Source organism: Pseudoalteromonas citrea (assembly GCF_000238375.3).
Classification (GTDB): Bacteria; Pseudomonadota; Gammaproteobacteria; order Enterobacterales; family Alteromonadaceae; genus Pseudoalteromonas; species Pseudoalteromonas citrea.
This window is the reverse complement of record NZ_AHBZ03000022.1, coordinates 236,953-261,495: the sequence shown is the minus strand read 5'-3', so window position 1 is coordinate 261,495 and position 24,543 is coordinate 236,953. Positions and strand designations below refer to the sequence as shown.

General features: G+C 41.7%; 28 protein-coding genes and 4 tRNA genes. 22 read left to right on the top strand and 10 right to left on the bottom strand.

Annotated elements, in window-relative coordinates; translation table 11 throughout:
- Positions 1-26: 26 nt before the first annotated feature.
- Both asd and rsgA read right to left on the bottom strand, forming a co-directional pair.
- Positions 27-896, bottom strand: coding sequence for an archaetidylserine decarboxylase (gene asd / locus PCIT_RS15540; RefSeq protein WP_040696905.1), 870 nt, complete (start codon positions 894-896; stop codon positions 27-29).
- A 51-nt stretch (positions 897-947) separates the two neighbouring features.
- Entirely contained in the window at positions 948-2,006 is a 1,059-nt protein-coding gene (gene rsgA, locus PCIT_RS15535; RefSeq protein WP_010365567.1) for a small ribosomal subunit biogenesis GTPase RsgA, read from the bottom strand.
- Positions 2,007-2,211: 205 nt separating this feature from the next.
- Between rsgA and orn the strand changes: the two genes are divergently transcribed.
- The 18 genes from orn (at position 2,212) to alr (ending at position 13,811) form a co-directional block, all read left to right on the top strand.
- Positions 2,212-2,757, top strand: a complete 546-nt coding sequence (gene orn / locus PCIT_RS15530; protein ID WP_010365568.1) for an oligoribonuclease — start codon at positions 2,212-2,214, stop codon at positions 2,755-2,757.
- Positions 2,758-2,861: 104 nt separating this feature from the next.
- Positions 2,862-2,937: transfer RNA gene (locus PCIT_RS15525), tRNA-Gly, on the top strand.
- Positions 2,938-2,961: 24 nt separating this feature from the next.
- Positions 2,962-3,037: transfer RNA gene (locus PCIT_RS15520), tRNA-Gly, on the top strand.
- Between the two features lie 35 nt (positions 3,038-3,072).
- A tRNA-Gly gene (locus PCIT_RS15515) sits at positions 3,073-3,148 on the top strand.
- A gap of 181 nt (positions 3,149-3,329) precedes the next feature.
- A complete protein-coding gene (gene rpsF, locus PCIT_RS15510) occupies positions 3,330-3,671 on the top strand; it encodes a 30S ribosomal protein S6 (protein WP_010365570.1) in 342 nt (113 codons plus the stop codon).
- Between the two features lie 36 nt (positions 3,672-3,707).
- A complete protein-coding gene (priB, locus tag PCIT_RS15505; RefSeq protein ID WP_010365572.1) occupies positions 3,708-4,034 on the top strand; it encodes a primosomal replication protein N in 327 nt (108 codons plus the stop codon).
- A 10-nt stretch (positions 4,035-4,044) separates the two neighbouring features.
- On the top strand, positions 4,045-4,272 hold the full coding sequence (rpsR, locus tag PCIT_RS15500) for a 30S ribosomal protein S18 (protein WP_002962753.1): 228 nt from the start codon (positions 4,045-4,047) through the stop codon (positions 4,270-4,272).
- 35 nt (positions 4,273-4,307) lie between these two features.
- Positions 4,308-4,760: a 50S ribosomal protein L9 gene (gene rplI / locus PCIT_RS15495; RefSeq protein ID WP_010365594.1), complete on the top strand. Its 453-nt coding sequence runs from the start codon at positions 4,308-4,310 to the stop codon at positions 4,758-4,760.
- A gap of 325 nt (positions 4,761-5,085) precedes the next feature.
- Positions 5,086-5,499 (top strand): type IV pilin protein, encoded by a 414-nt coding sequence (locus PCIT_RS15490; protein ID WP_010365596.1) that lies wholly within the window; start codon positions 5,086-5,088, stop codon positions 5,497-5,499.
- Positions 5,486-5,950 carry a GspH/FimT family pseudopilin gene (locus PCIT_RS15485; protein ID WP_010365598.1) on the top strand — a complete coding sequence of 155 codons (465 nt, stop codon included), beginning with the start codon at positions 5,486-5,488 and terminating at the stop codon, positions 5,948-5,950. Before PCIT_RS15490 ends, PCIT_RS15485 begins: the two co-directional genes overlap by 14 nt.
- The gene (locus PCIT_RS15480) at positions 5,947-6,411 is read left to right on the top strand and encodes a type IV pilus modification PilV family protein (RefSeq protein WP_010365600.1); all 465 of its coding nucleotides are present in this window, start codon (positions 5,947-5,949) and stop codon (positions 6,409-6,411) included. Before PCIT_RS15485 ends, PCIT_RS15480 begins: the two co-directional genes overlap by 4 nt.
- Positions 6,411-6,926, top strand: coding sequence for a PilW family protein (locus PCIT_RS15475; RefSeq protein ID WP_010365602.1), 516 nt, complete (start codon positions 6,411-6,413; stop codon positions 6,924-6,926). Before PCIT_RS15480 ends, PCIT_RS15475 begins: the two co-directional genes overlap by 1 nt.
- Positions 6,927-6,933: 7 nt before the next feature.
- Complete coding sequence (locus PCIT_RS15470) at positions 6,934-8,742, top strand: polymer-forming cytoskeletal protein (RefSeq protein WP_021032238.1); 1,809 nt, start codon at positions 6,934-6,936, stop codon at positions 8,740-8,742.
- A 444-nt stretch (positions 8,743-9,186) separates the two neighbouring features.
- Positions 9,187-9,750: an RNA polymerase sigma factor gene (locus PCIT_RS15465; RefSeq protein WP_010365605.1), complete on the top strand. Its 564-nt coding sequence runs from the start codon at positions 9,187-9,189 to the stop codon at positions 9,748-9,750.
- Positions 9,743-10,216, top strand: coding sequence for a hypothetical protein (locus PCIT_RS15460; protein WP_010365607.1), 474 nt, complete (start codon positions 9,743-9,745; stop codon positions 10,214-10,216). Before PCIT_RS15465 ends, PCIT_RS15460 begins: the two co-directional genes overlap by 8 nt.
- Positions 10,217-10,225: 9 nt before the next feature.
- Entirely contained in the window at positions 10,226-11,170 is a 945-nt protein-coding gene (locus PCIT_RS15455) for a DUF4097 family beta strand repeat-containing protein (RefSeq protein ID WP_010365609.1), read from the top strand.
- A gap of 121 nt (positions 11,171-11,291) precedes the next feature.
- The gene (dnaB, locus tag PCIT_RS15450; protein ID WP_010365611.1) at positions 11,292-12,671 is read left to right on the top strand and encodes a replicative DNA helicase; all 1,380 of its coding nucleotides are present in this window, start codon (positions 11,292-11,294) and stop codon (positions 12,669-12,671) included.
- Positions 12,672-12,731: 60 nt separating this feature from the next.
- Positions 12,732-13,811, top strand: coding sequence for an alanine racemase (gene alr, locus PCIT_RS15445; RefSeq protein WP_010365613.1), 1,080 nt, complete (start codon positions 12,732-12,734; stop codon positions 13,809-13,811).
- A 14-nt stretch (positions 13,812-13,825) separates the two neighbouring features.
- On the opposite strand, the gene PCIT_RS15440 is transcribed toward alr, so the two are convergent.
- The 3 genes from PCIT_RS15440 to PCIT_RS15430 all read right to left on the bottom strand — a co-directional run bounded on the left by PCIT_RS15440 (position 13,826) and on the right by PCIT_RS15430 (position 15,233).
- Positions 13,826-14,254 carry a secondary thiamine-phosphate synthase enzyme YjbQ gene (locus tag PCIT_RS15440; RefSeq protein ID WP_010365615.1) on the bottom strand — a complete coding sequence of 143 codons (429 nt, stop codon included), beginning with the start codon at positions 14,252-14,254 and terminating at the stop codon, positions 13,826-13,828.
- Positions 14,251-14,718: a chemotaxis protein CheX gene (locus tag PCIT_RS15435; RefSeq protein ID WP_010365617.1), complete on the bottom strand. Its 468-nt coding sequence runs from the start codon at positions 14,716-14,718 to the stop codon at positions 14,251-14,253. The genes PCIT_RS15440 and PCIT_RS15435 overlap by 4 nt, the downstream gene beginning before the upstream one ends.
- A gap of 80 nt (positions 14,719-14,798) precedes the next feature.
- Entirely contained in the window at positions 14,799-15,233 is a 435-nt protein-coding gene (locus PCIT_RS15430; RefSeq protein WP_010365619.1) for a transcriptional repressor, read from the bottom strand.
- Positions 15,234-15,703: 470 nt separating this feature from the next.
- Between PCIT_RS15430 and PCIT_RS15425 the strand changes: the two genes are divergently transcribed.
- Positions 15,704-16,195, top strand: coding sequence for a hypothetical protein (locus PCIT_RS15425; RefSeq protein WP_010365622.1), 492 nt, complete (start codon positions 15,704-15,706; stop codon positions 16,193-16,195).
- A gap of 482 nt (positions 16,196-16,677) precedes the next feature.
- On the opposite strand, the gene PCIT_RS15420 is transcribed toward PCIT_RS15425, so the two are convergent.
- From PCIT_RS15420 to PCIT_RS15400, 5 genes are all read right to left on the bottom strand, one after another.
- Positions 16,678-16,754 (bottom strand) — tRNA-Ile (locus tag PCIT_RS15420).
- 217 nt (positions 16,755-16,971) lie between these two features.
- Entirely contained in the window at positions 16,972-18,315 is a 1,344-nt protein-coding gene (gene accC, locus PCIT_RS15415; RefSeq protein ID WP_010365624.1) for an acetyl-CoA carboxylase biotin carboxylase subunit, read from the bottom strand.
- Positions 18,316-18,341: 26 nt separating this feature from the next.
- Entirely contained in the window at positions 18,342-18,800 is a 459-nt protein-coding gene (gene accB / locus PCIT_RS15410) for an acetyl-CoA carboxylase biotin carboxyl carrier protein (RefSeq protein ID WP_010365626.1), read from the bottom strand.
- Positions 18,801-18,819: 19 nt separating this feature from the next.
- Positions 18,820-19,281, bottom strand: a complete 462-nt coding sequence (aroQ, locus tag PCIT_RS15405) for a type II 3-dehydroquinate dehydratase (protein WP_010365628.1) — start codon at positions 19,279-19,281, stop codon at positions 18,820-18,822.
- Between the two features lie 227 nt (positions 19,282-19,508).
- Entirely contained in the window at positions 19,509-21,305 is a 1,797-nt protein-coding gene (locus PCIT_RS15400) for a protein-disulfide reductase DsbD (protein ID WP_010365630.1), read from the bottom strand.
- A gap of 397 nt (positions 21,306-21,702) precedes the next feature.
- On the opposite strand from PCIT_RS15400, the gene PCIT_RS15395 reads away from it, so the two are divergent.
- From PCIT_RS15395 to groL, 3 genes are all read left to right on the top strand, one after another.
- Positions 21,703-22,209, top strand: a complete 507-nt coding sequence (locus tag PCIT_RS15395; RefSeq protein ID WP_010365632.1) for an FxsA family protein — start codon at positions 21,703-21,705, stop codon at positions 22,207-22,209.
- Positions 22,210-22,319: 110 nt separating this feature from the next.
- Positions 22,320-22,607 carry a co-chaperone GroES gene (locus tag PCIT_RS15390; protein WP_010365634.1) on the top strand — a complete coding sequence of 96 codons (288 nt, stop codon included), beginning with the start codon at positions 22,320-22,322 and terminating at the stop codon, positions 22,605-22,607.
- A 47-nt stretch (positions 22,608-22,654) separates the two neighbouring features.
- Positions 22,655-24,304: a chaperonin GroEL gene (gene groL, locus PCIT_RS15385; protein WP_010365636.1), complete on the top strand. Its 1,650-nt coding sequence runs from the start codon at positions 22,655-22,657 to the stop codon at positions 24,302-24,304.
- Positions 24,305-24,543: the final 239 nt, after the last annotated feature.

Genomic DNA, 24,543 nt, shown 5'->3' with positions numbered 1-24,543 from the left:
GGCTTTTTGATAAGAATTAGCGGGTTTTAAACAGACACTCTTTGGGCAAACGGAGTCCCCATGCGAGTGGTTGTTTCAGGTAGCTCGCCTTCTAAGAAATCAGCTTCATTGGCACTCCAAGCTAAAATAACCGTTGAACCTAATTTAAAGCGACCCATTTCTTCGCCTTTTTTCAAATGAACGGCATTGGTGCCGCTCTCAGGGTAATCCCAGCTAAATACATCTTTACCAGCAGGGGGAGTGACAGTACCCGCCCAAATGGTTTCAATGCTGGCGACTATTGTTGCGCCAACTAACACCATGGCCAGTGGACCCATGGCCGTATCAAAAATGGCGACTACACGTTCATTGCGCGCAAACAAATTTGGGACATTTTGGGCGGTGAGTGGGTTGACTGAAAACAAATCGCCTGGCACATAAATCATGCGCTTTAGCACGCCATCAACTGGCATGTGAATACGGTGGTAATCTTTTGGAGCAAGGTAAATACAAGCAAATTTACCCCCTAAAAAAGGCGAGACATCTTCTTCTTTGCCACCGAGTAAAGTTTGTAGGCTGTAATCGTGGCCTTTGGCTTGAATAATTTGTCCATCAACGACATCACCTAATTGGCTAATTGCACCATCAACCGGATGAGCAACGATATGCTCATCTTCTGCAAGGGGACGGATCCCCGGTTTTAATGGGCGAGTAAAAAATTCATTGAAGGTTTTATAATGAGCGGGATCTTCATATAACGCTTCACGCATATTAATTTTGTATTGTTTTATAAAAAGCTTAATTAACTGTGTGGTTAATGCGCCCGCTTGTGCTGCTGCAAGTTTACCGACAAGGCGTGATATCGCATGCTTTGGCATGGCATATTGCATGGCAATTTTAAATTTATCCAAGTTCACTTTACGATTCCTAAAAAATTTGAATTAGTCTAACATACTTTTAGTTTACGCTTAGACGCGCGGTGCTCTAGCGCCTGCTCGGCCATCAGCCATGGACTCCAGTATGCGATGATAGCTATCAAAACGTAATTGGCTAATTTTTCCTTGCTCAACCGCTTCAATTAATAAGCAACCTGGGTCGTTCAAATGTTTACAGTCTCTAAAGCGGCATCCGCCGATATACTCTCTAAACTCTTTAAAGCAAAAAGTCACACGCTCAACATCGAGGTGCCATAAACCAAATTCACGAATACCCGGTGAATCAATGAGGTTACCGCCAGATGGTAGGTGGTGAAGTCGAGATACGGTCGTGGTGTGTTGGCCAAGCCCGCTATTTTCAGAGACTTGTTTCGTCAGAATGTCTGCATTGGGTAAAACCGTGTTCACTAAAGTCGACTTACCCACACCAGATTGGCCAACAAAAATACTGTTTTTATCTACAAGCTGCTGTTTTAATTCATCAATACCTTGCTTTGACTTATTGCTTACCAACAAAACTTTATATCCTAAGCCTCGATAAATATCGAGTACTTCTTCGATATGTTGCAGCCCTTCGTCATCTAGCAAGTCAATTTTATTGAGCACTAAAATTGGTTCAATACCCATATCTTCACAGGCGACCAAATAACGGTCGATAATTTGCGGTGTAAACTCAGGTAAGACAGCGGAAACCATTAAGATTTGGTCAATATTGGCCGCAACAACTTTGATACCATCATAAAAATCAGGGCGAGTAAGTTGGCTACGGCGCTCTTCTGTAGCTTCTATCACGCCAGCTAAATCGCCTTCACTGACTTTTGCGCGACGGAATATCACTTCGTCACCACACACTAAGTTCGAGACTGTACGACGAATATTACAGCGTAAGACTTCGCCACCGTGTGTTTCAATATCGGCATGTTGACCAAAGCGGCTGAGTACCACAGCAGGTTCGGTTGGGCCTAAGTTATCAGCCTGCCACGTGGTATCTGTCGTGTCTGCTTTTTGCTGTTTCGCTTTGTGCAAACGTTTTTGGTGGTTGGCGCTTATCCGTCTGGATTGGCCTTTACTAAGTTTCTTTTGTTTTGCCATGTTCACTTTGATCTTTCGTTCAGTAACAGGAAATTTGTTTAAATTTGCCTATTAATGTACTGTTTGTTTTGTGAGCCGCATGTAATTGGTCTATAACTCAATTAAATGCCCCGCTTTTTAAAAAAAAGCTTTAGGTCAACTGATGAAGCTAATATGATATATCTTATTGCACTGGATCTAAAGGAAAGTACCGCTAAGGTAGTTTATGTCTTTTAATGAATCAAATTTGATTTGGCTTGATCTCGAAATGACGGGGTTAGAACCAAAAACAGATAAAATACTAGAAATAGCCACAGTGATCACTGATGGCGACTTAAATATATTGGCTGAAGGGCCAGTAATCGCGGTTCATCAAAGTGATGAGCTCCTTGATGGTATGGACGAGTGGTGTACAAACCAGCACGGCCGTTCTGGGTTAACTGCGCGCTGTAAAGCCAGTAAGTTCACTGAAGAAGATGCCATTAAACAAACACTCGATTTTTTGAAAGCATGGGTACCGCCAGCTAAATCACCAATGTGTGGTAATTCAATTGGTCAAGATCGTCGATTTTTAAATAAATATATGCCAGAGCTTGAAGCGTATTTTCATTATCGCAATTTAGATGTGAGTACAGTGAAAGAGTTGGCACGACGTTGGAAGCCTGAATTACTAAAAGATGTGACGAAAAAAAGTTCACACCTTGCTTTGGATGACATCAAAGATTCAATTATGGAATTAAAGGTATACCAACAAAAATTCTTTAATCTGTAAAAAAGTGCTTGCAAAGCTTTTTTTATCTTGTAAAATCCTGCCCCGCTTAAGACGAGAAGCCTTGCGGGGTTTTTTATACCAGACTTAAGCGCGTAAGTTATAAAGCGGCACTAGCTCAGTTGGTAGAGCGCGACCTTGCCAAGGTCGAGGTCACGAGTTCGAGCCTCGTGTGCCGCTCCAAATTTTTAACTTACACATTGTGATGCGGCACTAGCTCAGTTGGTAGAGCGCGACCTTGCCAAGGTCGAGGTCACGAGTTCGAGCCTCGTGTGCCGCTCCAATTTCAAATTATATCTGTTTTGTCAGATCTGCGATGCGGCACTAGCTCAGTTGGTAGAGCGCGACCTTGCCAAGGTCGAGGTCACGAGTTCGAGCCTCGTGTGCCGCTCCAATATTTATATTCCCCTGTTTTATATTATCTTTTCGATACACTTAATTTCCTAAAAAATCTTATTGCGTATTTTTCAATCTACGCGTAAAATACGCGCTCATTTCGGCTATCATATTTAGTTCCTTGCCTTACCCCGACTGGCCGAAACGGGACAAGGCTATATTAACCGTAAGGAATATCCATGCGTCATTACGAAATCGTATTCATGGTTCACCCAGATCAAAGTGAGCAAGTACCTGGTATGATCGAGCGTTATACTGGTTCTATCACTGAAGCTGGTGGTACTATTCACCGTCTTGAAGACTGGGGCCGTCGTCAATTGGCATACCCAATCGAGAAGCTTCATAAAGCACACTATGTTCTTATGAACGTTGAAGCAACAACTGAAGTAATCAACGAGCTTGAAACTTCTTTCCGCTACAACGATGCAGTACTTCGTAACTTAGTTATGCGTACTAAAACTGCTGTAACTGAAGCATCTCCTCTTGTAAGAGAAGAGAAAAAAGAAGCAGCTACTGCTTAATCGTTATTGACTCTGGATATTGACTGAGGGTTTGCGGTGCAACAACAGGCTGACCTGTATACAAATCAATATGTGCTTTCGGGCATGATTTGTAAAACACCCAAATTTAGTCAAAGTCCTGCTGGTATTCCACATTGCATTTTTGTTCTTGAACATAAATCGATGCAAATTGAAGCAGACCTTAACCGTAATAGTTATGTTCGACTTCAAGTGGTTGCTAGCGGGGAATCATTCCAGGATCAAACTCAGCATTTATACGTTGGGCAAGCAATACAAGTCCGCGGTTTTTTAAACCGCCACGAAAGCCGAAGTGGTTTGAGTCAACTTGTGTTACATGCACAACATATTGAAAGAATTAATTGAGGAATTACTCATGGCACGTTATTTCAGACGTCGTAAGTTCTGCCGTTTTAAAGCGGAAGGCGTACAACAAATCGATTATAAAGATCTAGCTACTCTTAGAAACTATGTAACAGAAAGTGGCAAAATCGTACCTAGCCGTATCACAGGTACTAGCGCTAAATACCAGCGCCAGCTAGCAACTGCTATCAAGCGTGCTCGCTACTTAGCCCTTCTTCCATACACTGACTTACATAAGTAAGCAGCGGATTAACAGTTTTTAAAAGGTGTAGAGATATGCAAGTTATTCTACTAGACAAGATCGCTAACCTAGGTGGCCTAGGTGACCAGGTTGCAGTTAAATCTGGCTTCGCACGTAACTTCTTATTCCCGAAGGGTAGAGCAGTTCCTGCGACTAAAGCAAATATCGAAACTTTCGAAGCACGTCGTGCTGAACTAGAAGCGAAAATCGCTGAAGGGTTAGTTGCGGCTCAAGCACGCGCTGACAAACTTGAAGCATTAGCTGAAGTTACTTTAGTATCTAAAGCTGGTGACGAAGGTAAGCTATTCGGTTCTATCGGTACTCGCGACATCGCTGACGCTATCTCAGCTGTTGGTGTTGAAGTTGCTAAGTCAGAAGTTCGTCTACCTCTAGGTACTATCCGTGAGACTGGCGAATTTGACGTTGCAATCGCAGTACATTCAGACGTAACAGCTACTATTAAAGTAATCGTTATTGCTGAAGCTTAATCTTTATTAAGCAAAGCCGTGCATGCCAATGTGCGGCTTTTTAGTTTCCTTCCCCTGAAAAATAAAAACAATTCATATTTTCAGTGTAAAAATCGGTTGTTATAACAACAAAAAGATGACTACACAGGATGTACATAACCGTTTAAATTCTTAATAAGGGCATTTTGCTCATTTTATTGATTTAGATTGGGCTCGTCATAATTTTTAAATATATGCTGAATGTGATAATTTGGTTAATAAATAAGTATTAACAAACGACAACTCGGTCTATACTTGTTCCTGTTATTGGTTTTATGACAGCGTTATCATTTGTTTTGGAGTTTATGTGCAAATACGTTCATTAAAAGGGTTTACCTTAACTGAGTTACTCATCTCGGTGTTGATTGTTGCTGTGCTTGGCAGTTTGGCCTTGCCTTCTTATTTTCAGTATGTTCAAGAGAGCCGCCGTTCAGAGGCGCAGCAAAAGATGTTACAAATTGCGGCGATATTAGAACGTATTTATTCACGCAACGGGGGTTACCCTGATAGTGGTATATTTCCAATCTCACAGACAGCTGATGGCTATGATTTTGTCTATGAACATAAGAATAAACATGACGATAGTGGTGAGACGAATAGTCTTGAATTCTCATTATCGGCTAAGCCTAAAGCTGGTGGCCCGCAAGCTACAGACAAATGCGGCACGTTGACACTTAATCACCAAGGTATAAAAGGGCCAGTAGACAATGATTGTTGGTAAATATAAAAAAGTCCAGGGTTTTACGCTAATAGAGTTACTTATTACAGTAACCATTATCGCAGTACTAGCCAGCTTAGCAGCGCCTTCATTTGCAGCTTTTATCAAACAGGATCGTTTAACAACGAGTGCCAATCATTTAAGTGCTGTTTATAAATTTGCGCGTAGTGAAGCAGTTAAACGTGTTGAAATCATTACACTTACGCAAGATGAGAATAGTTGGTTGGTACAAGCAACACGCAATGATGTTGTTGTCACGCTGAAGCGTTTTGAACCGCTGCATGAAAGTATAGATGTAGGCCTAGTTGAGCGAATTGTTCGCTCCACAGGGGAACTAAACTTGGCCAGCAATATCTTAGTAACAGATAAAGATAATAGTACGACAGATTTACGCTTGTGTATTTTACAAAGTGGGCAAAGTTGGGTTGATAAGGCTGAGAACAATTGCGCATGAGAAAGAATGGTTTTTCGTTGCTAGAAGTCATGGTGTCTATGCTCATTGCTGGACTTGCCTTGTTAGGCCTTGCTGCGACGCAATTAAAATCATTACAATTTGCCAATAACAGCTTTGATTACACAATATCCCTAATACAAGGGCAGAATGCGATAGAACGCTTATGGGTACGTTTATGTGATGTGCAAACAAATAATATTGACGTTACAAGTGATGCGTTTATGGCGCAGCTAAAACCGGCACAATCAATTGCCTATCGCTATGATTTAAAAAAAATTGCTGTTAATAAGAGTAACAAGAACGATATGACTTTTACTGTGAGTTGGGTAGATAAGCGTACTATTCAATCAGGTGAAACACACTATGATATAGCAGATCAAGTAAGTTTGAATACCAGTTATATACAGCTGTATATTCCAGCAACACCATCGACACCAGTAAATGGGTGTACTGTATTATAATGAAGGGGTATACGTTACTTGAGTTAATGGTTGCTATGGCCGCAGGGATGTTTTTACTGGCAGGGGTTAGCATGTCGTACTCTGCGATTAAAAGTACCATTGTTGTTACTCAAGAACTATCTCATGCACAAGAGGTTGTGCGTTATACAAGCCAAGTGTTTACCCGCAGTATTAAGCAAACGAATGACCTGCCTATTGTTGACAATAGTGGCATTGCGTTGAGAGTACTACAAGTGAGTGGGACTCTATCATGCCATGGTGATACACCAGCATTTGATTATACTGAATACTATACGTTAGTGAGTGGGTTTCTGGTGTGTACTGTTACCCCGCAAGCTGGCGGAGACGGAGTGAGCGTTAATTTATTAAAAGGGGTTCAAGCTCTGAGTTTTAGTACTTCACACCAGGGCCGTTTAGCACGTATTACGATAACGCCTGATAATGTTCCTGCGTTATTTAAAAATGGTATTGATATTGATATTGCAGTTACCCGATTAATAGTTAGTGAGTTTTAGCGTGAATATGATGACGAGTCAGCACGGTTTCACCTTAATTAAAGTTATGCTGCTAAGCACCATGGCCAGTGTTGTGGTGTTTGGAGCCTTGCAAGAAAGTATTGTTCAAGAGCGTTTAACGGGTAACTTTCAAAAAGAGCTTAATGCAAGACTGCAAGCTGAAAAAGGCGTCATAGACAGTATCACCGCAATTAAAAACCAAAGTGATAATTCTCCCAGCATGTCAATAGCCCAATTACTCGCAACCCACGGACAGCTCGATCAGGAAGCCAATGATCTTGTTAGTGGTGCGCAATATAGTACCACGGTGACAAATCCAAGTGGTGATATTATTGAGATCCGGAGTCATGGTTCTCGCTATAACCAAGATGCAAATAGTTATCTGGTTGCACAATTTGAATATCTGCCAGCAGTAGAAGAGTCATTATTTGCTAACGCAGTTACTGGCTGTAAAGGGGTTAATTTATCCGGCAGTGGTTCGGTAGATAGCTATGATTCTTCAAAAGGCACCTATGAAGAAACTAAAACCAATAATGGCGATGTTAACACCGTGATTGGTGATTCAGATGTAGTCATAAATGGCCACTCGCCCATTAAAGGGGATGTAAAAGCGTCAGGTATTGTGTATTTAAAGGGGTCCTCTCCGGTTATCGGTAATATTCAATCGAATACTGGTGTAGATATCTCTTCAGGTAGTGGTGTTCGTGTTGTCGGCAATGTATTGTCTCGTGGTTTTGTGATGCATCGTGGTGGTACTGTGTCAGGGCATGTGCGCGCGCACGGCGATGTGACGATGAACTGGGGCAGTGATATTGCGAACGTAAGTGCGAATGAACTTGATATTCGCTATGGTGGCGTTGGTACATTTCCAGATGATGCAGCTTTTACTCAAAATGGTGTTCATTACTCGGATGAATTTTACCAATTTGACCCAACAGTAGAAGAAGTCGTGCCTCCGGTAAAAGTATACGACCCCAGCTCTCCTGATTATGATCCAAACAACCCGAATAAAGAGTGCGATCCGTTAGCACTGCCTTTGAATATGGCTGATGTAATCGGAGATAGCACAGAATATAGTGACTTTTCTATTGGCGCTCAAGAGAAGTACACTTTTACGCCCAAACATGGGTACTTTACCCAAAGTGCTACTGATATGGGGATGAGGAGTGCGAAGCCTCATGACATCTATATTTTTGATGTTGTAAAACAACAACATGGATACAGTGATGTTGATACTGAGTATGTGTTTGGCATGAAGAACTTTAATCTGGGCAGCGATGGCGAAATTGTTATCAACCCAGGAAATGCGGTGAATGATAAAGGTGAACCAACCGGTGGTGATGTAATTTGGCTGGTTGATGGTGACTTTACTTTATCAGGCCATACCAAGATCACCATCGAAGAGCATGCGACTTTGACGGTATTTGTCACAGGTAAGACAAACTTTGGTGCAAGTGCACAAATTATTACTGAAAAAGAAGGCATAGCTAAAACAGAGCATATGGTCTTTAGCATTTATTCATCTTATGATCAGGCCGATGGTATCATTGTCAATGGCGCTGCGGATCTCTATGCCTCTATTTATGCACCACTGACATCCATTCAGCTCTCTGGTAGCGGCCAGCTATATGGTTCTGTAAGAGGTGCGGTGATTAACTCTTCTGGTGGCAGCGGCGTACACTTTGATGAAATACTGAAAACATCGAGAATAGGTACTGGCAAAACAGGGAATCAAGCACAGTTAAACTTTTTAGGCTGGTCTTATAAACATGCTGAGGCATCACCGGTGAATAATGCTGACGCTTCTAGCAAATAGCTATGGTGTCATTACTCTTACTTTTACATTTATGTGATAAGAGGTAAGCTCCTCTGACATTAAGCTATATTGCGCTTAAATAATGTACTAAATAACCTCAGCTCTGGATAAGCGAATTTTCCCAATAAAGCTATTTTTCTCACTCTCGGCGTTGCTTTCATTTGTAATAGCCCGCTATTACTGCATAAAAGCGCCTTGATATCGAGCAAAGTATCATCATTGGATTGTACGTAAGTTTGCTTTTAAAACATTTTCTATTCCAAAATCCTTATTCAAACCTGAGGTTAAATAGGCTAGTCCCTCCTTACTAATCAACTTCCTTAACTTTAAAAAATATAAATCACCTTTAAACCTTTTTATCTCTTTACGACGTCTAACTTAGTAACTTGAAAGTAATGCGCATTTATATCAAGCTAGTCTGATAATAATAAAGGGAACAGGATAATGTTAATTGATGCCCAGCAGGCATTTTCAAAAACATCAGATGATGGTTCCAGTGATGCTGTTATACGCCGCGTACAAGAAGGTGATCAAGCGGCATTTGCACAGTTATACCGCGAGCACCATCGGCGGGTTTATGCACTGTGTTTGCGATTGCTGGCTGATAAAGATTACGCTGAGGATGTTACACAAGAAGTATTTGTGCAGTTATGGCATAAAATTGCACAGTTTAAAGGCCAATCAAAATTTACCACCTGGTTGCATAGCGTTACGAGCAATATTGCTATCAGTTACCTTCGACAGCACAAAAATTGGTTACAAAAAGTGGTAAGTATTGAAGGTGCGGGGATGGATGAAAGCAGTGTGACGTTATGTAAAGGTTTGAATGGGCTAGATAAACTGATAGTACGTTTACCTGAACGTGCGCGTATGGTGTTTGTGCTTCATGCAATTGAAGGCTATAGACACGAGGAGATAGCGACGATGCTCTCAATGGCTGTCGGGTCAAGTAAATCACAATATCATCGTGCTAGGCAGCTGTTAATGGAGTGGTATGACAATGAATAAACCAGATTTTGACACATTTGTTTCTCAATCAATTGCTGAGCCTAGTGAAATTGCGCCTGATAAGGATTTGTGGCCAGGCATTGAGCGGGCAATTAACGGCGAGGTTACGAGTGTTGCCAATAGCTCATATTGGCCAAAGGTCACGGGTATTGCGGCCTGCTTTATGGCTGGCTTAGTTGCTTGGCAAGTTGTAGTTAAGCAACCTGACTATGACACGATGGCGTCAATGAGCCATTTTTTTGAACAGCAAAAGCATGTTTTGTTAGTAAAGTATGAGACGCAGCCGGCGATCGTAAATGATTGGCAAATCCAATTACAGGAACTAGAGAACGCCGAGCAAGCAGTGAAGCTAGCACTGCAAAATGATCCTGAAAACGCCGCATTATTAAAGATGTTAGCGCAAGTGTATCAGCAACAATTGGATTTAATTAACAAGGTTCATGAGCCTCGTTGGCAGCAAATTTAGGAGAACAGAATGAAAAATATAGTAGCGAGTATCGCTTTATTGCCTTTGGCAGCGTTGGCGGGGGACAAGATTGACCAACAAGTTGAGGTGCCAAAAGACGGCAAGATACTGATTGAAAATCAACGTGGTGATGTAACGATAAAATCGTGGGATAAAAATGCGTTTAAGGTAACAGGTACGTTAGATGATAAAGCACAAGGCTATACTTTAGAAACGCAAGGATCTGTCACTGAATTTACCGTAAAAATGCCAAAGCGTACCCGAGGATGGAATTATGGCGGCGGCGATGGTTCGACCTTAACTATTTATATGCCTAAGACCAGTGAACTGAGTTTTGAAGGTGTAAATGTTAATGTATCGGCGACAGATTTATCAGCGGGTGCGCAATTAAAGACGGTGAATGGCAATGTTAAAGCAACAAAGTTAACAGGAAAAATCGCATTGGAGACTGTTAACGGCGATGTAGATGCCACTGATTTAGCAGGGAATATCCGCTTTGAAACCGTTAATGGTGAGATCAATGATAACAACTCTTCTGGAAAATTACGCTTTAATGCTGTGAATGGCGATATTGAAAGTAATACCAGCGCAACGGATATCAGGCTAGAGAACGTTAATGGCGAAGTTGAATTTACAATAAAAGAGCTGGAAGATTTGCGTTTGAACACGGTGAACGGCGAGATTGATATCCGCGTGGCAAAAATGGGGGGCAACGCGAGCATTAATATGGACACCGTTAGTGGTGATGTACAATTGTTTTTACCTCAAGATGTCTCGGCCCGTTTTGATATTGATGCCCACTCTGGCGGGAATATTTTTAATGACTTGAGTGAACATAAAGCAGAAAAAGCGAAATATGGTCCTTCTAGAGAACTTGAGTTTATTTTAAATGGTGGCCAAGCTGATGTTGAAATCGACACGGTCAGCGGTCGTATAGAGTTAAAGAAAAACTAAGATGCAATGCGTCGTTACCTCAAGCGTAATGACGCACATTTTAAAGATACACTATATATTGCTTTGCAGTTACCCGCCAAAAAGATAAAATGTCAGTCTTATTCGCAAAAACTGTAGTGCTATGGCTAAACCTGATCTCCAAGTCGACTCCTTAAAAGTTCCTCCTCACTCTATTGAAGCAGAGCAATCTGTTTTGGGTGGCTTAATGCTCGATAACCAAGCGTTTGACAGAGTTGCAGAACATGTCGTAGCACAAGACTTTTATACCCGTACCCACAAGCTTATTTTCGAAGCGATGGAAAAGTTGGTTGAATTAAGTGAGCCAATCGACTTAATCACTATCTCTGAGAATTTAGAGAAAAATAATCAACTGGCGATGGTGGGTGGCTTTGCCTATTTAGCAGAGATTGCGAAAAATACGCCCAGTGCCGCCAATATTGATGCGTATGCGAACATCGTAAGGGAGCGAGCGGTTGTTCGAGAGATGATTGGTGTTGCCAATGAAATTGCCGAAGCGGGTTTTAATCCAGAAGGTCGAGATAGCCATGAGTTATTAGACTTGGCAGAAAGCAAGGTATTTAAAATTGCCGAGCAGAGAACCAAAAGCAGTGAAGGGCCGCAAAGCTTACATAACATTCTAGAAAAAACGGTTGATAAAATAGAAGAGTTATATCAATCACCGCAAGATGGTATTACAGGGGTAAGCTCTGGCTATACAGATTTAGATAAAATGACCACAGGTTTACAGCCATCAGATTTGATCATTGTGGCAGCTCGTCCATCTATGGGTAAGACGACCTTTGCGATGAACCTTGCTGAGCATGCAGCGATGACGCAAGACAAGCCGGTACTTATTTATTCACTGGAGATGCCGTCGGAACAGATCATGATGAGGATGCTGGCATCGCTTGGGCGCATTAACCAAACAAAAGTGCGTACAGGTCAGCTTGATGATGATGACTGGGCACGATTGTCTTCAACCATGGGACTACTCATGGAGAAAGGGAAAATGTACGTAGATGACGCATCAGGTCTAACTCCAACAGATGTGCGTTCACGTGCTCGGCGTATTGCCCGCGACCACGGGGGGATCAGCATGATCATGGTTGATTACTTACAGCTAATGCGTGTGCCATCCTTATCTGATAATCGTACTTTAGAGATAGCAGAAATATCTCGTTCCTTAAAAGCACTAGCGAAAGAGCTACAATGTCCTGTGGTAGCGTTATCTCAGCTTAACCGTACTCTAGAGCAACGTGCAGATAAACGACCAATTAACTCTGACCTACGTGAATCAGGCTCTATTGAGCAGGATGCCGATTTGATCATGTTTATTTATCGAGACGAAGTGTATAACGAAGACAGTATGGATAAAGGCGTGGCAGAGATTATTATCGGAAAGCAGCGTAACGGACCGATTGGTAAGGTTAGGTTAACGTTCCAAGGTCAATACTCTCGATTTGATAATTATACTGGGCCAGCTGTAGACGACGAGTACTAAAGTTTGAAGTACTAAAGTTTAAAGTACTAAGCTGGCAGTATCGGGTAGTAGTGGAGCATTATGAGACTTGCGATTGCTAAAATTGATTTAGTGGCTTTGTCATACAATTTGTCAAAGACTAAACAGCTGGCGCCTCACAGCAAAGTGATGGCGGTACTCAAAGCGAATGCGTATGGCCATGGCTTAGTGACAATTGCTCAGCACCTGACGAGTGTTGATGCCTTTGCTGTCGCACGAATTGATGAAGCACTGGCTTTGCGCGCTGGAGGGGTTACAAAGCCCATAGTTCTGCTTGAAGGCTTTTTCAATAAAAGTGACTTACCGATTTTACTGGCCAATAATTTCCAAACTATCATTCATGATGAAAACCAATTGGCTATGCTGGAATCTGCAGAGCTTGATGCCCCAATCGCAACGTGGTTAAAAATTGATACAGGCATGCACCGTTTAGGGATTGAACCTGCACAGTTAGAGGGGTTTTATCATCGTTTGAAAGCGAGTAAAAATACACACAGTGCCGTGAATTTGATGACCCACTTCCCATGTGCAGATGATCTAAACAACGCCCGTACGCAAAATCAAATTACGGCATTTAAACAGCTCACTAATGATCATAATGAACAGCTTTGTTTGGCTAATTCCGCGGGGGTTTTAGGTTGGACTGAGAGTCACTGTGATTGGATCCGGCCTGGGCTAATGATTTATGGAGTATCACCCATGCTAAACTGCAAAGGTGTTGATCATGGTTTGAAACCGGTTATGCGGTTAACGACTAAAGTTATCGCGATACGTGATATACCTGCAGGAGAACAAGTAGGTTATGGCGGTCGTTGGCAAAGTAACAAAGCAGGCAAACTCGCCATAGTTGCCATGGGTTATGGAGATGGTTATCCGCGACATGCCAAACAAGGGACTCCGGTGGTTATTAAAGGGCATCGTTATGGCATTGTCGGCAGTGTCTCTATGGATATGATCACGGTTGATATTGGTATGAATAGTGAGCAGGTTGCAGTGGGTGATGAAGTCGAAATGTGGGGGCCAAATTTAGCGGTAGAGGAAGTAGCAGAGTGTGCTGATACCATTGCGTATGAATTGCTTTGTAATGTGACACCACGCGTGGGTTATCAATATATTTCGTAACGAAAAACACTTATTTAGTTTTTGGCGCCTTGTAGCGTTGCTATAACAGTTCGGCTTGAAGCATGATCTCTATGCTCACCTAAATAAATGCCTTGCCAAGTTCCTAACTGCAATTGGCCTCGTTTAATAGGGATAGTGAGTTCGCAGCCTAAGGTGCTCGATTTAATGTGCGCAGGCATATCGTCATCTCCTTCATAGTCATGCTTATAATACGCCTGACGCTCAGGTACAAAATGATTAAAATGGCTTTCTAAATCCATACGTACAGTCGGATCTGCGTTTTCATTAATCGTTAAGCTGGCGGAGGTGTGTTGGAGAAATAAATGTAACAAGCCTACGTGATAGTCTTGTATTTGCGGTAAATGCTGTACGATTTCTCCATCAATAAGATGAAAACCTCGGCGCTTTGCCGAGAGTTTTATCAATATTTGCTGCCAACTCATAAAGTGTCGAAGCTAACCTCAATATGCGCATTGCCATCTTCAGATGTGAACGGCATCATTAATTTTGCGCCATCACATTTGTGGGTAATGGTGTGCCCAGTACCCGAGACGACAATGGGTGTTGCCATTTCAAAGTCATAGCCTTTTTCACCTAGCAAGTTCTTTGCGCCACCAGTGACCATGTTGGTTATTTCTCCAACCATGTCTGTCACTTCTTCGTTTATGCCGTCAGGACGTTCGCCAAGCATGCGCTCCATGATGGTCAGTGCAAGGCTCTCATCAAAAGAAATTGAAAATGATCCTTTCGTCTGTGGACCAACCATACCGATCAAGCCTGATACATCTCCACGAGCCACTTCGTCTTTTTTGACTTTTGGCTTCCCTGGAGTCAGCTCAGTTTGTGCCATTGTCGATAGTACGTTAATTAAAGATGCCAAAAAAGGATTGATGAACTCTACCTTCATTAGTGGTTCCCTTGTTCTTTTTTATTTAATAATGCACGTTGCCAGTATATCAGTGTAGTGCTTTTTACAGGCTATTGCCTCTACTGTTTACATTTTTCGCATTGACCATGTGCTTCTATGGTTTGTGCGCTGACAATAAACCCTTTTTCTGCCGCTAAGTTATTTAATTCATGAGAAATAATACTAGAGTGTAACTCATCAACATGGCCACATGTATCACAGATCAATAGCTGAACTGGGTGAATGTGATCAAAATGATGGCAAAGCATAAAAGCATTGGCACTTTCGATTTTGTGAATGAAACCTAGCTCAGACAAAAAATCGAGTGCACGATAAATCGTGGCTGGCTTTGCACCGCTCTCTGTGAGTTTTAGCTCTTCTAATAAGTCATAAGCGCCAACACCACCTTGTTTACTTGCCAATAGGCGGAACACTTTTTCACGAATTGGTGTAAAGCGGGCCCCTTTGTTATCACAAACTTGCTTAGCTTTACTTACCAACAATTCAATATTCATAATTTAAATCCTTACACTGCTTAGCAATACTAACATATTCTTTTTAATAGTCTTGTGTTGATAAAAATTATTATTAAGTCAACAAAGTAGAATCGTATCGCTATATAGCACCGTTGCTATGGATAGGATCACATTGTAAGTGAATCAGTGCAAATGTGCGAGTTTTAGTAGAGAGATTCAAAGATGAGAGTCTGTGCTGTAATGACCCTCAGCATTCGTCGGGGGCAATTAATCTTAAAGCTGGCTACGATTAGTTTGTTACTTGTTGTATTTTTAATGCTTTTGCAGCAACTATTTACATTTGTGTTGATAGTGTTGTGCTAATTTAATGAATATGAACATATTTATATTGCTCGGAGTATAGTTTTATACGGTAATAGTCATTGTGTTCTTTGCTCGGTATTTGTGCATTTAAGTGCTAGGTACGGCTAGACGAGAGATTGGGTTTGAAAAGATATTAGGAGGTAGATATGTTTCAAGAAGCACAAATAAAGCTGAAATGTTGGTTTCATAATTTAGCTCAAAGACCTAATTATCGTCGTTATGCAAATATTGATATGGATATTGATGAAGCGTTAAAAAATAATACATATTCGCCGCACCTGTTGATCATTGATGATATAAAATCAGAAAGAGTAACGGATCAAGCTGTGGAAGACGTCTCAAAGTACACATTGAATGCACGCTCTGTCTATGTAAAGCATGTATTTATAAATGAGTTAAAAGATCAAATAAAGCCAACAATTTCGGCGTCAGATATTGATTTTTTTAGGGCGCTAGATCAAATATCTATGTACTGTTATGTTTTGGTTTATGTCAAAAACTATCAAACTAAACAATATGATAGCGCATTTTTTTTAGATGATTATGAGGCTATCCAAGGTGTAGGAAAAGCCGAGGCACAAAGTCGCATTACAGATTTAACATCTATTTCAAAGATCATAAGAACAGTATTATTGTGAGTGTAGGCCGCGTGCCCTTCTTGCTTTAGCGGGTTAGTCATGTGGTCCTTTATGTATATGCTTACTTAACCTTTATATGCATTGCTGCTGTTTTTCTACACTCCCGTTCTATGTATAAAGCTATGGATCTATAGCAATATTTGGTCATCCTTATTGGATGAACTCAGATAGATATATGATCTAGAAAACAGCTGAGTCATCTTATTAATCCAAGCAATTATTTGCTTCCAACCGGCCGTCCTTAAAATGAAAATTACCTTAAGCTTTGTACATTTAGTTTGTATAGTGCAAGGGTTCTCTAATTCGTTACAAGAAGGAGCTCGCTTCGAAGAATAAAGTGAAGTTTTGATAGTCATCATCTTTTTTCATAAGAAAAGAAATTGATACCTACTTATAGGAATATCAATAATAGTAAGTGATTTAGTAATGATGAATTGATAACTGTAAAAGGATGCTTTTAATATGAAAACTAACGAATGAAATGGTGGCCCCTCCCAGACTCGAACTGGGGACCTAACGATTATGAGTCGTGTGCTCTAACCAACTGAGCTAAGGGGCCATCAGCAATATGATAAGAAATGTCATATTGAATTTTTGCTTGAAAGTATTAGCAAGCGGGATGCAGTATAAAAACTTTTAAAAGCCTTGTCACTAGGAAATGTAATAAATTTAACTATCTGTAAATCAAACGGTTAATTTTTCTTCTATTTTAGTGAAATACCTAGATTAAAAACAAGAAAGTCGACTACAAGCCGACTTTCTGAGTTGCGATGTAATTAGGCAATGCCTAATTTCTTCTCTAAATAGTGGATGTTTGTGCCGCCATTATGGAAGTTTTCATCTGCAAGAATTTTCTTATGCAGTGGTGTATTGGTTTTGATCCCGTCGATAACGAGTTCATTTAACGCATTACGTGCACGTGCAATAGCCACATCACGGTTTTCACCATACGTGATTAATTTACCAATCATTGAGTCATAATGAGGAGGAACTGTGTAATCAGCGTAAATATGGCTGTCCCAGCGAATACCTAAACCGCCAGCAGGATGGAATCGGGTGATTTTACCTGGTGATGGAATAAACGAGTCTGGATCTTCAGCGTTAATACGACACTCAACTGCATGGCCTCTGATCACAACGTCATCTTGTGTGAATGACAAAGGTTGGCCTGCTGCGATTTTAAGCTGTTCTTTAATTAAGTCGACACCAGTTACCATTTCAGTAACAGGGTGCTCTACTTGAATACGCGTATTCATTTCAATGAAATAGAACTCGCCATTCTCATACAAGAACTCAAATGTACCTGCACCGCGATAACCAATTTCAATACATGCACGGGTACAGCGTTCACCGATGAATTTACGCATCTCTTCAGTAATACCTGGCGCAGGTGCTTCTTCAACCACTTTTTGGTGACGACGCTGCATTGAGCAATCACGTTCACCTAAGTGAACTGCATTACCTTGGCCATCAGCTAATACCTGAACTTCAATATGACGTGGGTTTTCTAGGAATTTCTCCATGTAGACCATGCCATTACCAAAGAACTGCTTGGCTTCTTGTTGTGTCAATGCGATAGAGTCAATAAGCTCTGATTCACTGCGTACAACACGCATACCACGGCCACCACCGCCGCCTGCGGCTTTGATGATAACTGGGTAACCAATACGCTTGGCGATTTGTACGTTGCGATCTTGGTCTTCAGTTAATGGGCCGTCAGAGCCTGGTACACACGGTACTCCAGCTTTACGCATCGCTTCAATAGCGGCAACTTTGTCACCCATGATACGAATTGTGTCGCCTTTAGGGCCGATGAAAATGAAGCCACTTTGCTCAACCTGATCAGCAAAGTCGGCATTTTCTGATAAAAAGCCGTATCCTGGGTGAATAGCAACGGCGTCGGTGACTTCTGCAGCTGCGATGATACGCGGAATATCTAGGTAGCTTTCAGTTGCTGCTGGTTTACCGATACAAATGGTTTCATCTGCAAGCAAGACGTGCTTAAGATCACGGTCTGCTGTTGAATGCACAGCGACAGTTTTGATCCCAAGTTCCTTGCAGGCACGCAATACGCGAAGTGCAATTTCACCTCGGTTTGCAATGACTACTTTATCTAACATAGCGTTTGCCTTCTAAAAGTGCGTGATTATTCGATGATGAATAGCGGTTGGTCGAATTCAATTGGTTCGCCATTTGCTACTAGGATCGCTTTAACCACACCCGCTTTGTCAGCTTCGATTTGGTTCATCATTTTCATTGCTTCAACGATACATAACGTGTCGCCAACATTTACTTTAGAGCCAACTTCTACATAGGCAGGCGCTTCTGGAGAAGCGGCAGTGTAAAAAGTACCAACCATTGGAGAAAGGACTTGGTGACCAGCCGGCGCAGCAGGAGCCGCAGGCGCTTCAGCTGTTGGAGCCGGAGCCGCTGCCGTAGCAGGTGCTGGTGCCATAGGCGCTGCAAACTGCTGAGGTGCAGCGACTACAGGTGCATTACTATAACGATTAATGCGTACTGATTCTTCACCTTCGGTGATTTCTAGTTCTGCAATGCCTGATTCTTCTACTAATTCGATAAGTTTTTTGATCTTGCGAATATCCATACAATGACCCGCCTGTTAGTTAATTTGAGTTATTTTCGCTGTGCAATGTGCTAATCGCAGCCATTAAAGCTGCCTGATAGCCCATTGCGCCTAATCCACATATAACGCCTTGCGCCACGTCTGAAAAGTAAGAGTGATGGCGAAAGGCTTCTCGTGCATATACATTGGTAATATGCACTTCATAAAAAGGTATAGAGACACTTAATAATGCATCGCGCAGTGCGATACTCGTATGTGTAAACGCTGCGGGATTAATGATAATGGCATCTATTTTTTGCCACGCACCATGTATTGCATTTATAAGCTCTGCTTCGCTGTTGCTTTGCAGGTGTGTGAGCGTCACATTGTGCTGTTTTGCGTAGTCAGTTAAGGGCTGCATAATGTCGTTTAGCGTCTGTGTGCCATATTTCTGCGGCTCGCGGCGCCCTAGCATATTCAAGTTAGGGCCATTTAAGACTAAAATCTGTAACTGTGTAGACATAATGCGTGAAATTCCCTTAAATATAAAACTAACGAGTAATTTAGCTTGCTCTATAAGTTAACTTAAGCTGTTCAACAAGAAATAGCAACTTTTTCTCACGTTCGCAGACTATTATAGAGAGTTCGAGGTAAATAGCAGCAAAATACTGGTCTAATGAGCAGATGTGAGAAATAAATGAAAATAACGCAAAAGAAGAGAAAGTGAGCCTTTCTCTTCTTTATTCGACTTTATTGAAGAGCGGTACGGACTTTTTGAAGGTGAGCGGCAAATTCATCGGCATCTAAGTAGCCGGTGACTCTAAGCTCAGGCATTTCATTGCCTTGTTTATCAAAGAACAAAATGCTGGGCAGACCAAACACCGTGTATTCTTCCATGATCTCAATGCTGGTCTCATTTGTTTCGGTTAGATCAAGTTTCAATAGTGAGAAATGTTTAAACTCAGCTTGGACGTTCTCTGCTGGGAAGCTATATTTTTCAAACTCTTTACAGGCAACGCACCAGTCAGCATACAAATCAACCATGGCAATTTGACCGTTGTTATTGGCCTCACTGGTGGCTGCTTTCAACGCTGCAAGGTCTGCTAGTAGGTTAAACTCTTTTTTACTGACTGCGTCAGCGGACTGTACCGTGGTATTTTGACTAGGCAACAATACTTGTTTTGTTGTTAACGCACTAACGAGCAATAACACACTAGCGCAAGCCCATAATAGGGTTTTCAGTTTTCCAGCCGTTTGCGTGCTTTGCCAATAGTGCAAATACAGCGCTGTTGCAGCCATTAAGCCTGCAGCCATCAGTAAAATGGTGTTAAAGTCTAAAATACGCTCAAGCAGAATGAGCGGAACCACGAGCATGATGAATCCAAACAGTGTTTTAACTTGCTCCATCCAACCACCAGCTTTGGGTAGTAGCTTACCACCTGATGTGCCGAGCAGTAATAAAGGTAATCCCATGCCCAAACTCAATACATACAGTGTAACGCCACCGACAACATAGTCACCGCTTTGCGCAACATAGAGCAATGCCGCTGATAAGGGAGCGGTAGTACAAGGGGAAGCAATTAAGCCTGACAATACACCCATAGAGAAGACGCCAAAGTAGCTGCCACCTTGTTGCTTATTGCTGACAGAGGTCAGTTTATTCATCATGCTGCTAGGCAGCTTTATTTCGTACCAGCCAAACATCGACATGGCGAGAAGTACAAACAGTAAACTAAAGCTAATTAGTACAGCAGGGTGTTGAATATACCCTTGCACTTGGCCGCCCAGAGCCGCAACAACTAAACCCAGCGCAGCATAGGTAACTGCCATCCCTTGAATATAAACAAACGATAAGCGAAATGCTTTTTTAGTCGATAAGCCTTGTTGACCAGCAATGAGGCTTGAAAGGATTGGGAACATGGGAAACACACACGGGGTAAAGGCTAAGCCAACCCCAACAGCAAAGAAGATAGCTAAATTCGTTAAAAAGCTTTGCTGAGCAAGTTGCTCTGCAAAAGAAAGGTCTTCTGAATTTTCACTTGTCTCGTTTGACACTACAGCATCTGTTGTGTTGCTCGTATCGATGCTACTGCTTGCATTTGATGAGCTTAACAGTGGCGTTAATGGGATTGTGATCACTTCGGGCGGGTAGCAAAGCCCAGCCTCCGCGCAGCCTTGATAGCGTACTTTAACAACGGCACCTTCTTTTATATCGCTTAACTTTGACACTACGGAAAAGGAATCAAAGTACACGGGGGTTTTGCCAAAGAACTCGTCTTCAATAATAACGCCTTCGGCAAAGGTTGGGATTTTGATGCTCGCCTCTTTGGCGATGATCTCAAGCTTCTTCTGATAAATGTAATATCCAGGTTCTATATCCCAGCCAATAAATAGAATGTTACCTTGCTGATCAAAGTCAAACTTGAATGCTTCATCAACAGGTAAAAATGTGTCTTGTTTAGGTGCTAACAGGCTGTCGAGTACAGTGTTTGTTGCATGCACTGGCAATAGCCATATTAAAGAAAAAAGAAAAACCAACAATCTCATTAATTGAGTACCTCATCTATATCAGAAACAATCTTTTACTATACGCTCAATTCAACGATTAAGTGCTGATATGATCTGACTGTGTTTAAACAACAGCGTTGTTGTCCTGTGTATTACTTAATTTGCCGTAATTAGGCAGACCCTGATGTATAACGGTTTGTTCCCATCAGCGGCAAGTTTTTGTTACATATATATTCAGCCAACATAGTGATGTGCGAATGATAGGCGCATTTTCTTAAAACACCGGTGTAATTGTGGCATCATACAGACATCATATGTGTGAAATTTAAATCAAGATCATAGTAGCGGATTGACTCAAAATTCCCAAGCGTATTGCGCTGGCTTGAAATGAGACCTGATCACCCATATTTATCTTTCATAAGCGTTAGGAGAAAGTATGTTTCGTATTTTATTTGTGCTGTTTATTGTCATTCCAATTATAGAAATAGCTTTATTAATTCAAGTCAGTGATATTATCGGTGGCTTTGCAACCATTGCATTGGTCGTGCTGACTGCGGTCATTGGTGCGAAGTTGGTAAAACAACAAGGCCTCAGTGCATTTACCAATGTACAAGGGCAAATGGCGCAAGGGCAAATGCCAGCCAGTGAATTGTTTAGTGGTTTGTGCGTGATCATTGCCGGTGTTTTATTGATGACGCCCGGGATCATGACAGATGTAATCGGTTTTATGTTATTAACTCCTGCTATTCGAGTGCATTTAGCAAATGCGTTGGTTAAGCAAATTGGCGCACAAATGCATGCCAAAATGTCGGCTCAGCAAGGAGGCTTTTCACACCACGCGCAACAAAATCCATTTGAGCGACCACCATCACAGTTTGATAAAACCGAAGGTGTGCAAGAGCAATCAAGCACCATTGAAGGTGAGTATCAGCGAAAAGATTAAAAAAATTACAATTTTTACTTGGGTTTTAAAAATGCCATCCCCATTAATGATGGCAACTGAAAATTAACTTTTTTTCTGTATATGCAGAAACTGTTAGGAGAACAAATTTTATGAATATTCGTCCTTTACATGACCGTGTAATCATCAAGCGTCTTGAAGAAGAAACAAAATCTGCTGGTGGTATTGTATTAACTGGCTCTGCTGCAGAAAAATCAACACGCGGTGAAGTGGTTGCTGTAGGTAACGGCCGTGTTTTAGACAATGGCGAAGTAAGAGCACTGGAAGTAAAAACAGGCGACACAGTACTGTTTGGTTCTTACGTTGAAAAAACTGAAAAGATCGAAGGTCAAGAGTACCTGATCATGCGTGAAGACAACATTTTAGGCATTGTAGGCTAATCCTACTTTTCAACTTTCAAAGCATTCAAATTTAGAGGAATTTAATCATGGCAGCAAAAGAAGTATTCTTTGCAAACGACGCACGCACAAAGATGCTTGCGGGTGTAAACACGCTAGCGAACGCAGTACGAGTTACTTTAGGTCCTAAAGGCCGTAACGTTATTTTAGACAAGTCATTTGGTGCACCAGTGATCACCAAAGATGGTGTATCTGTTGCAAAAGAGATCGAACTTGAAGACAAGTTTGAGAACATGGGTGCACAAATGGTAAAAGAAGTTGCATCTAAAGCAAATGATGCAGCGGGTGACGGTACAACAACAGCAACAGTATTAGCACAGTCTATCGTAAACGAAGGCTTAAAAGCCGTTGCTGCGGGTATGAACCCAATGGACCTTAAGCGCGGTATCGACAAAGCAGTCATTGCTGCTGTTGCTGAGCTTAAAACATTGTCAGTACCATGTGCTGATACTAAAGCAATTGCTCAGGTAGGGACTATCTCTGCAAACTCAGATAAAGAAATTGGTGAAATCATTGCCAATGCAATGGAGCGTGTAGGCCGTGAGTCTGGCGTTATCACAGTAGAAGAAGGTCAATCTCTAGAGAATGAACTAGATGTTGTTGAAGGTATGCAGTTTGACCGTGGTTACCTTTCTCCTTATTTCATCAATAACGCAGAAAAAGGCGCTGTTGAACTAGATAGCCCACTTATTCTGTTAGTTGATAAAAAAATCTCTAATATCCGTGAATTACTGCCTACATTAGAAGCGGTTGCTAAAACAAGTAAGCCATTACTTATTATTGCTGAAGACCTTGAAGGTGAAGCACTGGCAACGCTCGTTGTAAATAACATGCGTGGTATTGTTAAAGTTGCTGCGGTTAAAGCCCCAGGCTTTGGTGACCGTCGTAAAGCAATGCTACAAGACATCGCAACTCTAACGGGTGGTACAGTTATCTCTGAAGAGATTGGTCTAGAGCTTGAGAAATCAACAATTGAAGACTTAGGTACTGCTAAGCGCGTTGTGATCACCAAAGATGACACAACAATCATTGATGGTGCAGGTGAGCAAGACGGTATCGACGGTCGTGTTTCACAAATTAAAGCACAAATTGAAGAAGCAACGTCAGACTATGACAAAGAAAAGCTTCAAGAGCGCATGGCGAAACTTGCTGGTGGTGTTGCAGTCATTAAAGTTGGTGCAGCGACTGAAGTTGAAATGAAAGAGAAAAAAGACCGCGTAGAAGATGCATTACATGCAACACGCGCAGCGGTTGAAGAAGGTGTGGTACCAGGTGGTGGTGTTGCGCTAGTACGTGTAGCGAACAAGCTTACAGAACTACTAGGTGACAACGAAGATCAAAACCACGGTATTAAAGTAGCGCTTCGTGCGATGGAAGCACCACTTCGTCAAATCGTATCAAATGCGGGTGATGAAGCCTCTGTTGTTGTAAACAACGTTAAAGGTGGTGAAGGTAACTATGGTTACAACGCAGCAAACGGTGAATACAGCGATATGATTGCAATGGGTATTCTTGACCCAACTAAAGTAACACGCTCTGCACTACAATTTGCAGCATCGATTGCAGGTCTTATGATCACCACTGAAGCAATGGTTGCAGAAATCCCACAAGAAGCAGCACCAGCAGCACCAGATATGGGCGGCATGGGCGGTATGGGTGGAATGGGCGGCATGATGTAGTAAAAATCGGTCCAAGTCGCTTTTTAGAAAAACCCTAACAGTTTGATGTTAGGGTTTTTTTGTATCTGAAATTTCATAAAGCTTCATTATTTTAGGGGTATAAAGTGGGGTATTGATTGCTAGGTGTGGTTCGCTACGATCACAGCCTTTTATTTTCAATGGTTATGTGTAAATCCCCATTTACAGGGTGAATTACACATTAGCATACTGACCTTGTGATCAAGTTTGCGACAATAAAA

What these genes read in the sequence shown, in the direction of transcription:
- rsgA (WP_010365567.1), bottom strand. Translation starts at nt 2,006, where the DNA reads ATGGCAAAACAAAAGAAACTTAGTAAAGGCCAATCCAGACGGATAAGC.
- orn (WP_010365568.1), top strand. Translation starts at nt 2,212, where the DNA reads ATGTCTTTTAATGAATCAAATTTGATTTGGCTTGATCTCGAAATGACG.
- rpsF (WP_010365570.1), top strand. Translation starts at nt 3,330, where the DNA reads ATGCGTCATTACGAAATCGTATTCATGGTTCACCCAGATCAAAGTGAG.
- rpsR (WP_002962753.1), top strand. Translation starts at nt 4,045, where the DNA reads ATGGCACGTTATTTCAGACGTCGTAAGTTCTGCCGTTTTAAAGCGGAA.
- rplI (WP_010365594.1), top strand. Translation starts at nt 4,308, where the DNA reads ATGCAAGTTATTCTACTAGACAAGATCGCTAACCTAGGTGGCCTAGGT.
- PCIT_RS15485 (WP_010365598.1), top strand. Translation starts at nt 5,486, where the DNA reads ATGATTGTTGGTAAATATAAAAAAGTCCAGGGTTTTACGCTAATAGAG.
- PCIT_RS15480 (WP_010365600.1), top strand. Translation starts at nt 5,947, where the DNA reads ATGAGAAAGAATGGTTTTTCGTTGCTAGAAGTCATGGTGTCTATGCTC.
- PCIT_RS15475 (WP_010365602.1), top strand. Translation starts at nt 6,411, where the DNA reads ATGAAGGGGTATACGTTACTTGAGTTAATGGTTGCTATGGCCGCAGGG.
- PCIT_RS15470 (WP_021032238.1), top strand. Translation starts at nt 6,934, where the DNA reads ATGATGACGAGTCAGCACGGTTTCACCTTAATTAAAGTTATGCTGCTA.
- PCIT_RS15465 (WP_010365605.1), top strand. Translation starts at nt 9,187, where the DNA reads ATGTTAATTGATGCCCAGCAGGCATTTTCAAAAACATCAGATGATGGT.
- PCIT_RS15460 (WP_010365607.1), top strand. Translation starts at nt 9,743, where the DNA reads ATGAATAAACCAGATTTTGACACATTTGTTTCTCAATCAATTGCTGAG.
- PCIT_RS15455 (WP_010365609.1), top strand. Translation starts at nt 10,226, where the DNA reads ATGAAAAATATAGTAGCGAGTATCGCTTTATTGCCTTTGGCAGCGTTG.
- dnaB (WP_010365611.1), top strand. Translation starts at nt 11,292, where the DNA reads ATGGCTAAACCTGATCTCCAAGTCGACTCCTTAAAAGTTCCTCCTCAC.
- alr (WP_010365613.1), top strand. Translation starts at nt 12,732, where the DNA reads ATGAGACTTGCGATTGCTAAAATTGATTTAGTGGCTTTGTCATACAAT.
- PCIT_RS15440 (WP_010365615.1), bottom strand. Translation starts at nt 14,254, where the DNA reads ATGAGTTGGCAGCAAATATTGATAAAACTCTCGGCAAAGCGCCGAGGT.
- PCIT_RS15435 (WP_010365617.1), bottom strand. Translation starts at nt 14,718, where the DNA reads ATGAAGGTAGAGTTCATCAATCCTTTTTTGGCATCTTTAATTAACGTA.
- PCIT_RS15430 (WP_010365619.1), bottom strand. Translation starts at nt 15,233, where the DNA reads ATGAATATTGAATTGTTGGTAAGTAAAGCTAAGCAAGTTTGTGATAAC.
- PCIT_RS15425 (WP_010365622.1), top strand. Translation starts at nt 15,704, where the DNA reads ATGTTTCAAGAAGCACAAATAAAGCTGAAATGTTGGTTTCATAATTTA.
- accC (WP_010365624.1), bottom strand. Translation starts at nt 18,315, where the DNA reads ATGTTAGATAAAGTAGTCATTGCAAACCGAGGTGAAATTGCACTTCGC.
- accB (WP_010365626.1), bottom strand. Translation starts at nt 18,800, where the DNA reads ATGGATATTCGCAAGATCAAAAAACTTATCGAATTAGTAGAAGAATCA.
- aroQ (WP_010365628.1), bottom strand. Translation starts at nt 19,281, where the DNA reads ATGTCTACACAGTTACAGATTTTAGTCTTAAATGGCCCTAACTTGAAT.
- PCIT_RS15400 (WP_010365630.1), bottom strand. Translation starts at nt 21,305, where the DNA reads ATGAGATTGTTGGTTTTTCTTTTTTCTTTAATATGGCTATTGCCAGTG.
- PCIT_RS15395 (WP_010365632.1), top strand. Translation starts at nt 21,703, where the DNA reads ATGTTTCGTATTTTATTTGTGCTGTTTATTGTCATTCCAATTATAGAA.
- PCIT_RS15390 (WP_010365634.1), top strand. Translation starts at nt 22,320, where the DNA reads ATGAATATTCGTCCTTTACATGACCGTGTAATCATCAAGCGTCTTGAA.
- groL (WP_010365636.1), top strand. Translation starts at nt 22,655, where the DNA reads ATGGCAGCAAAAGAAGTATTCTTTGCAAACGACGCACGCACAAAGATG.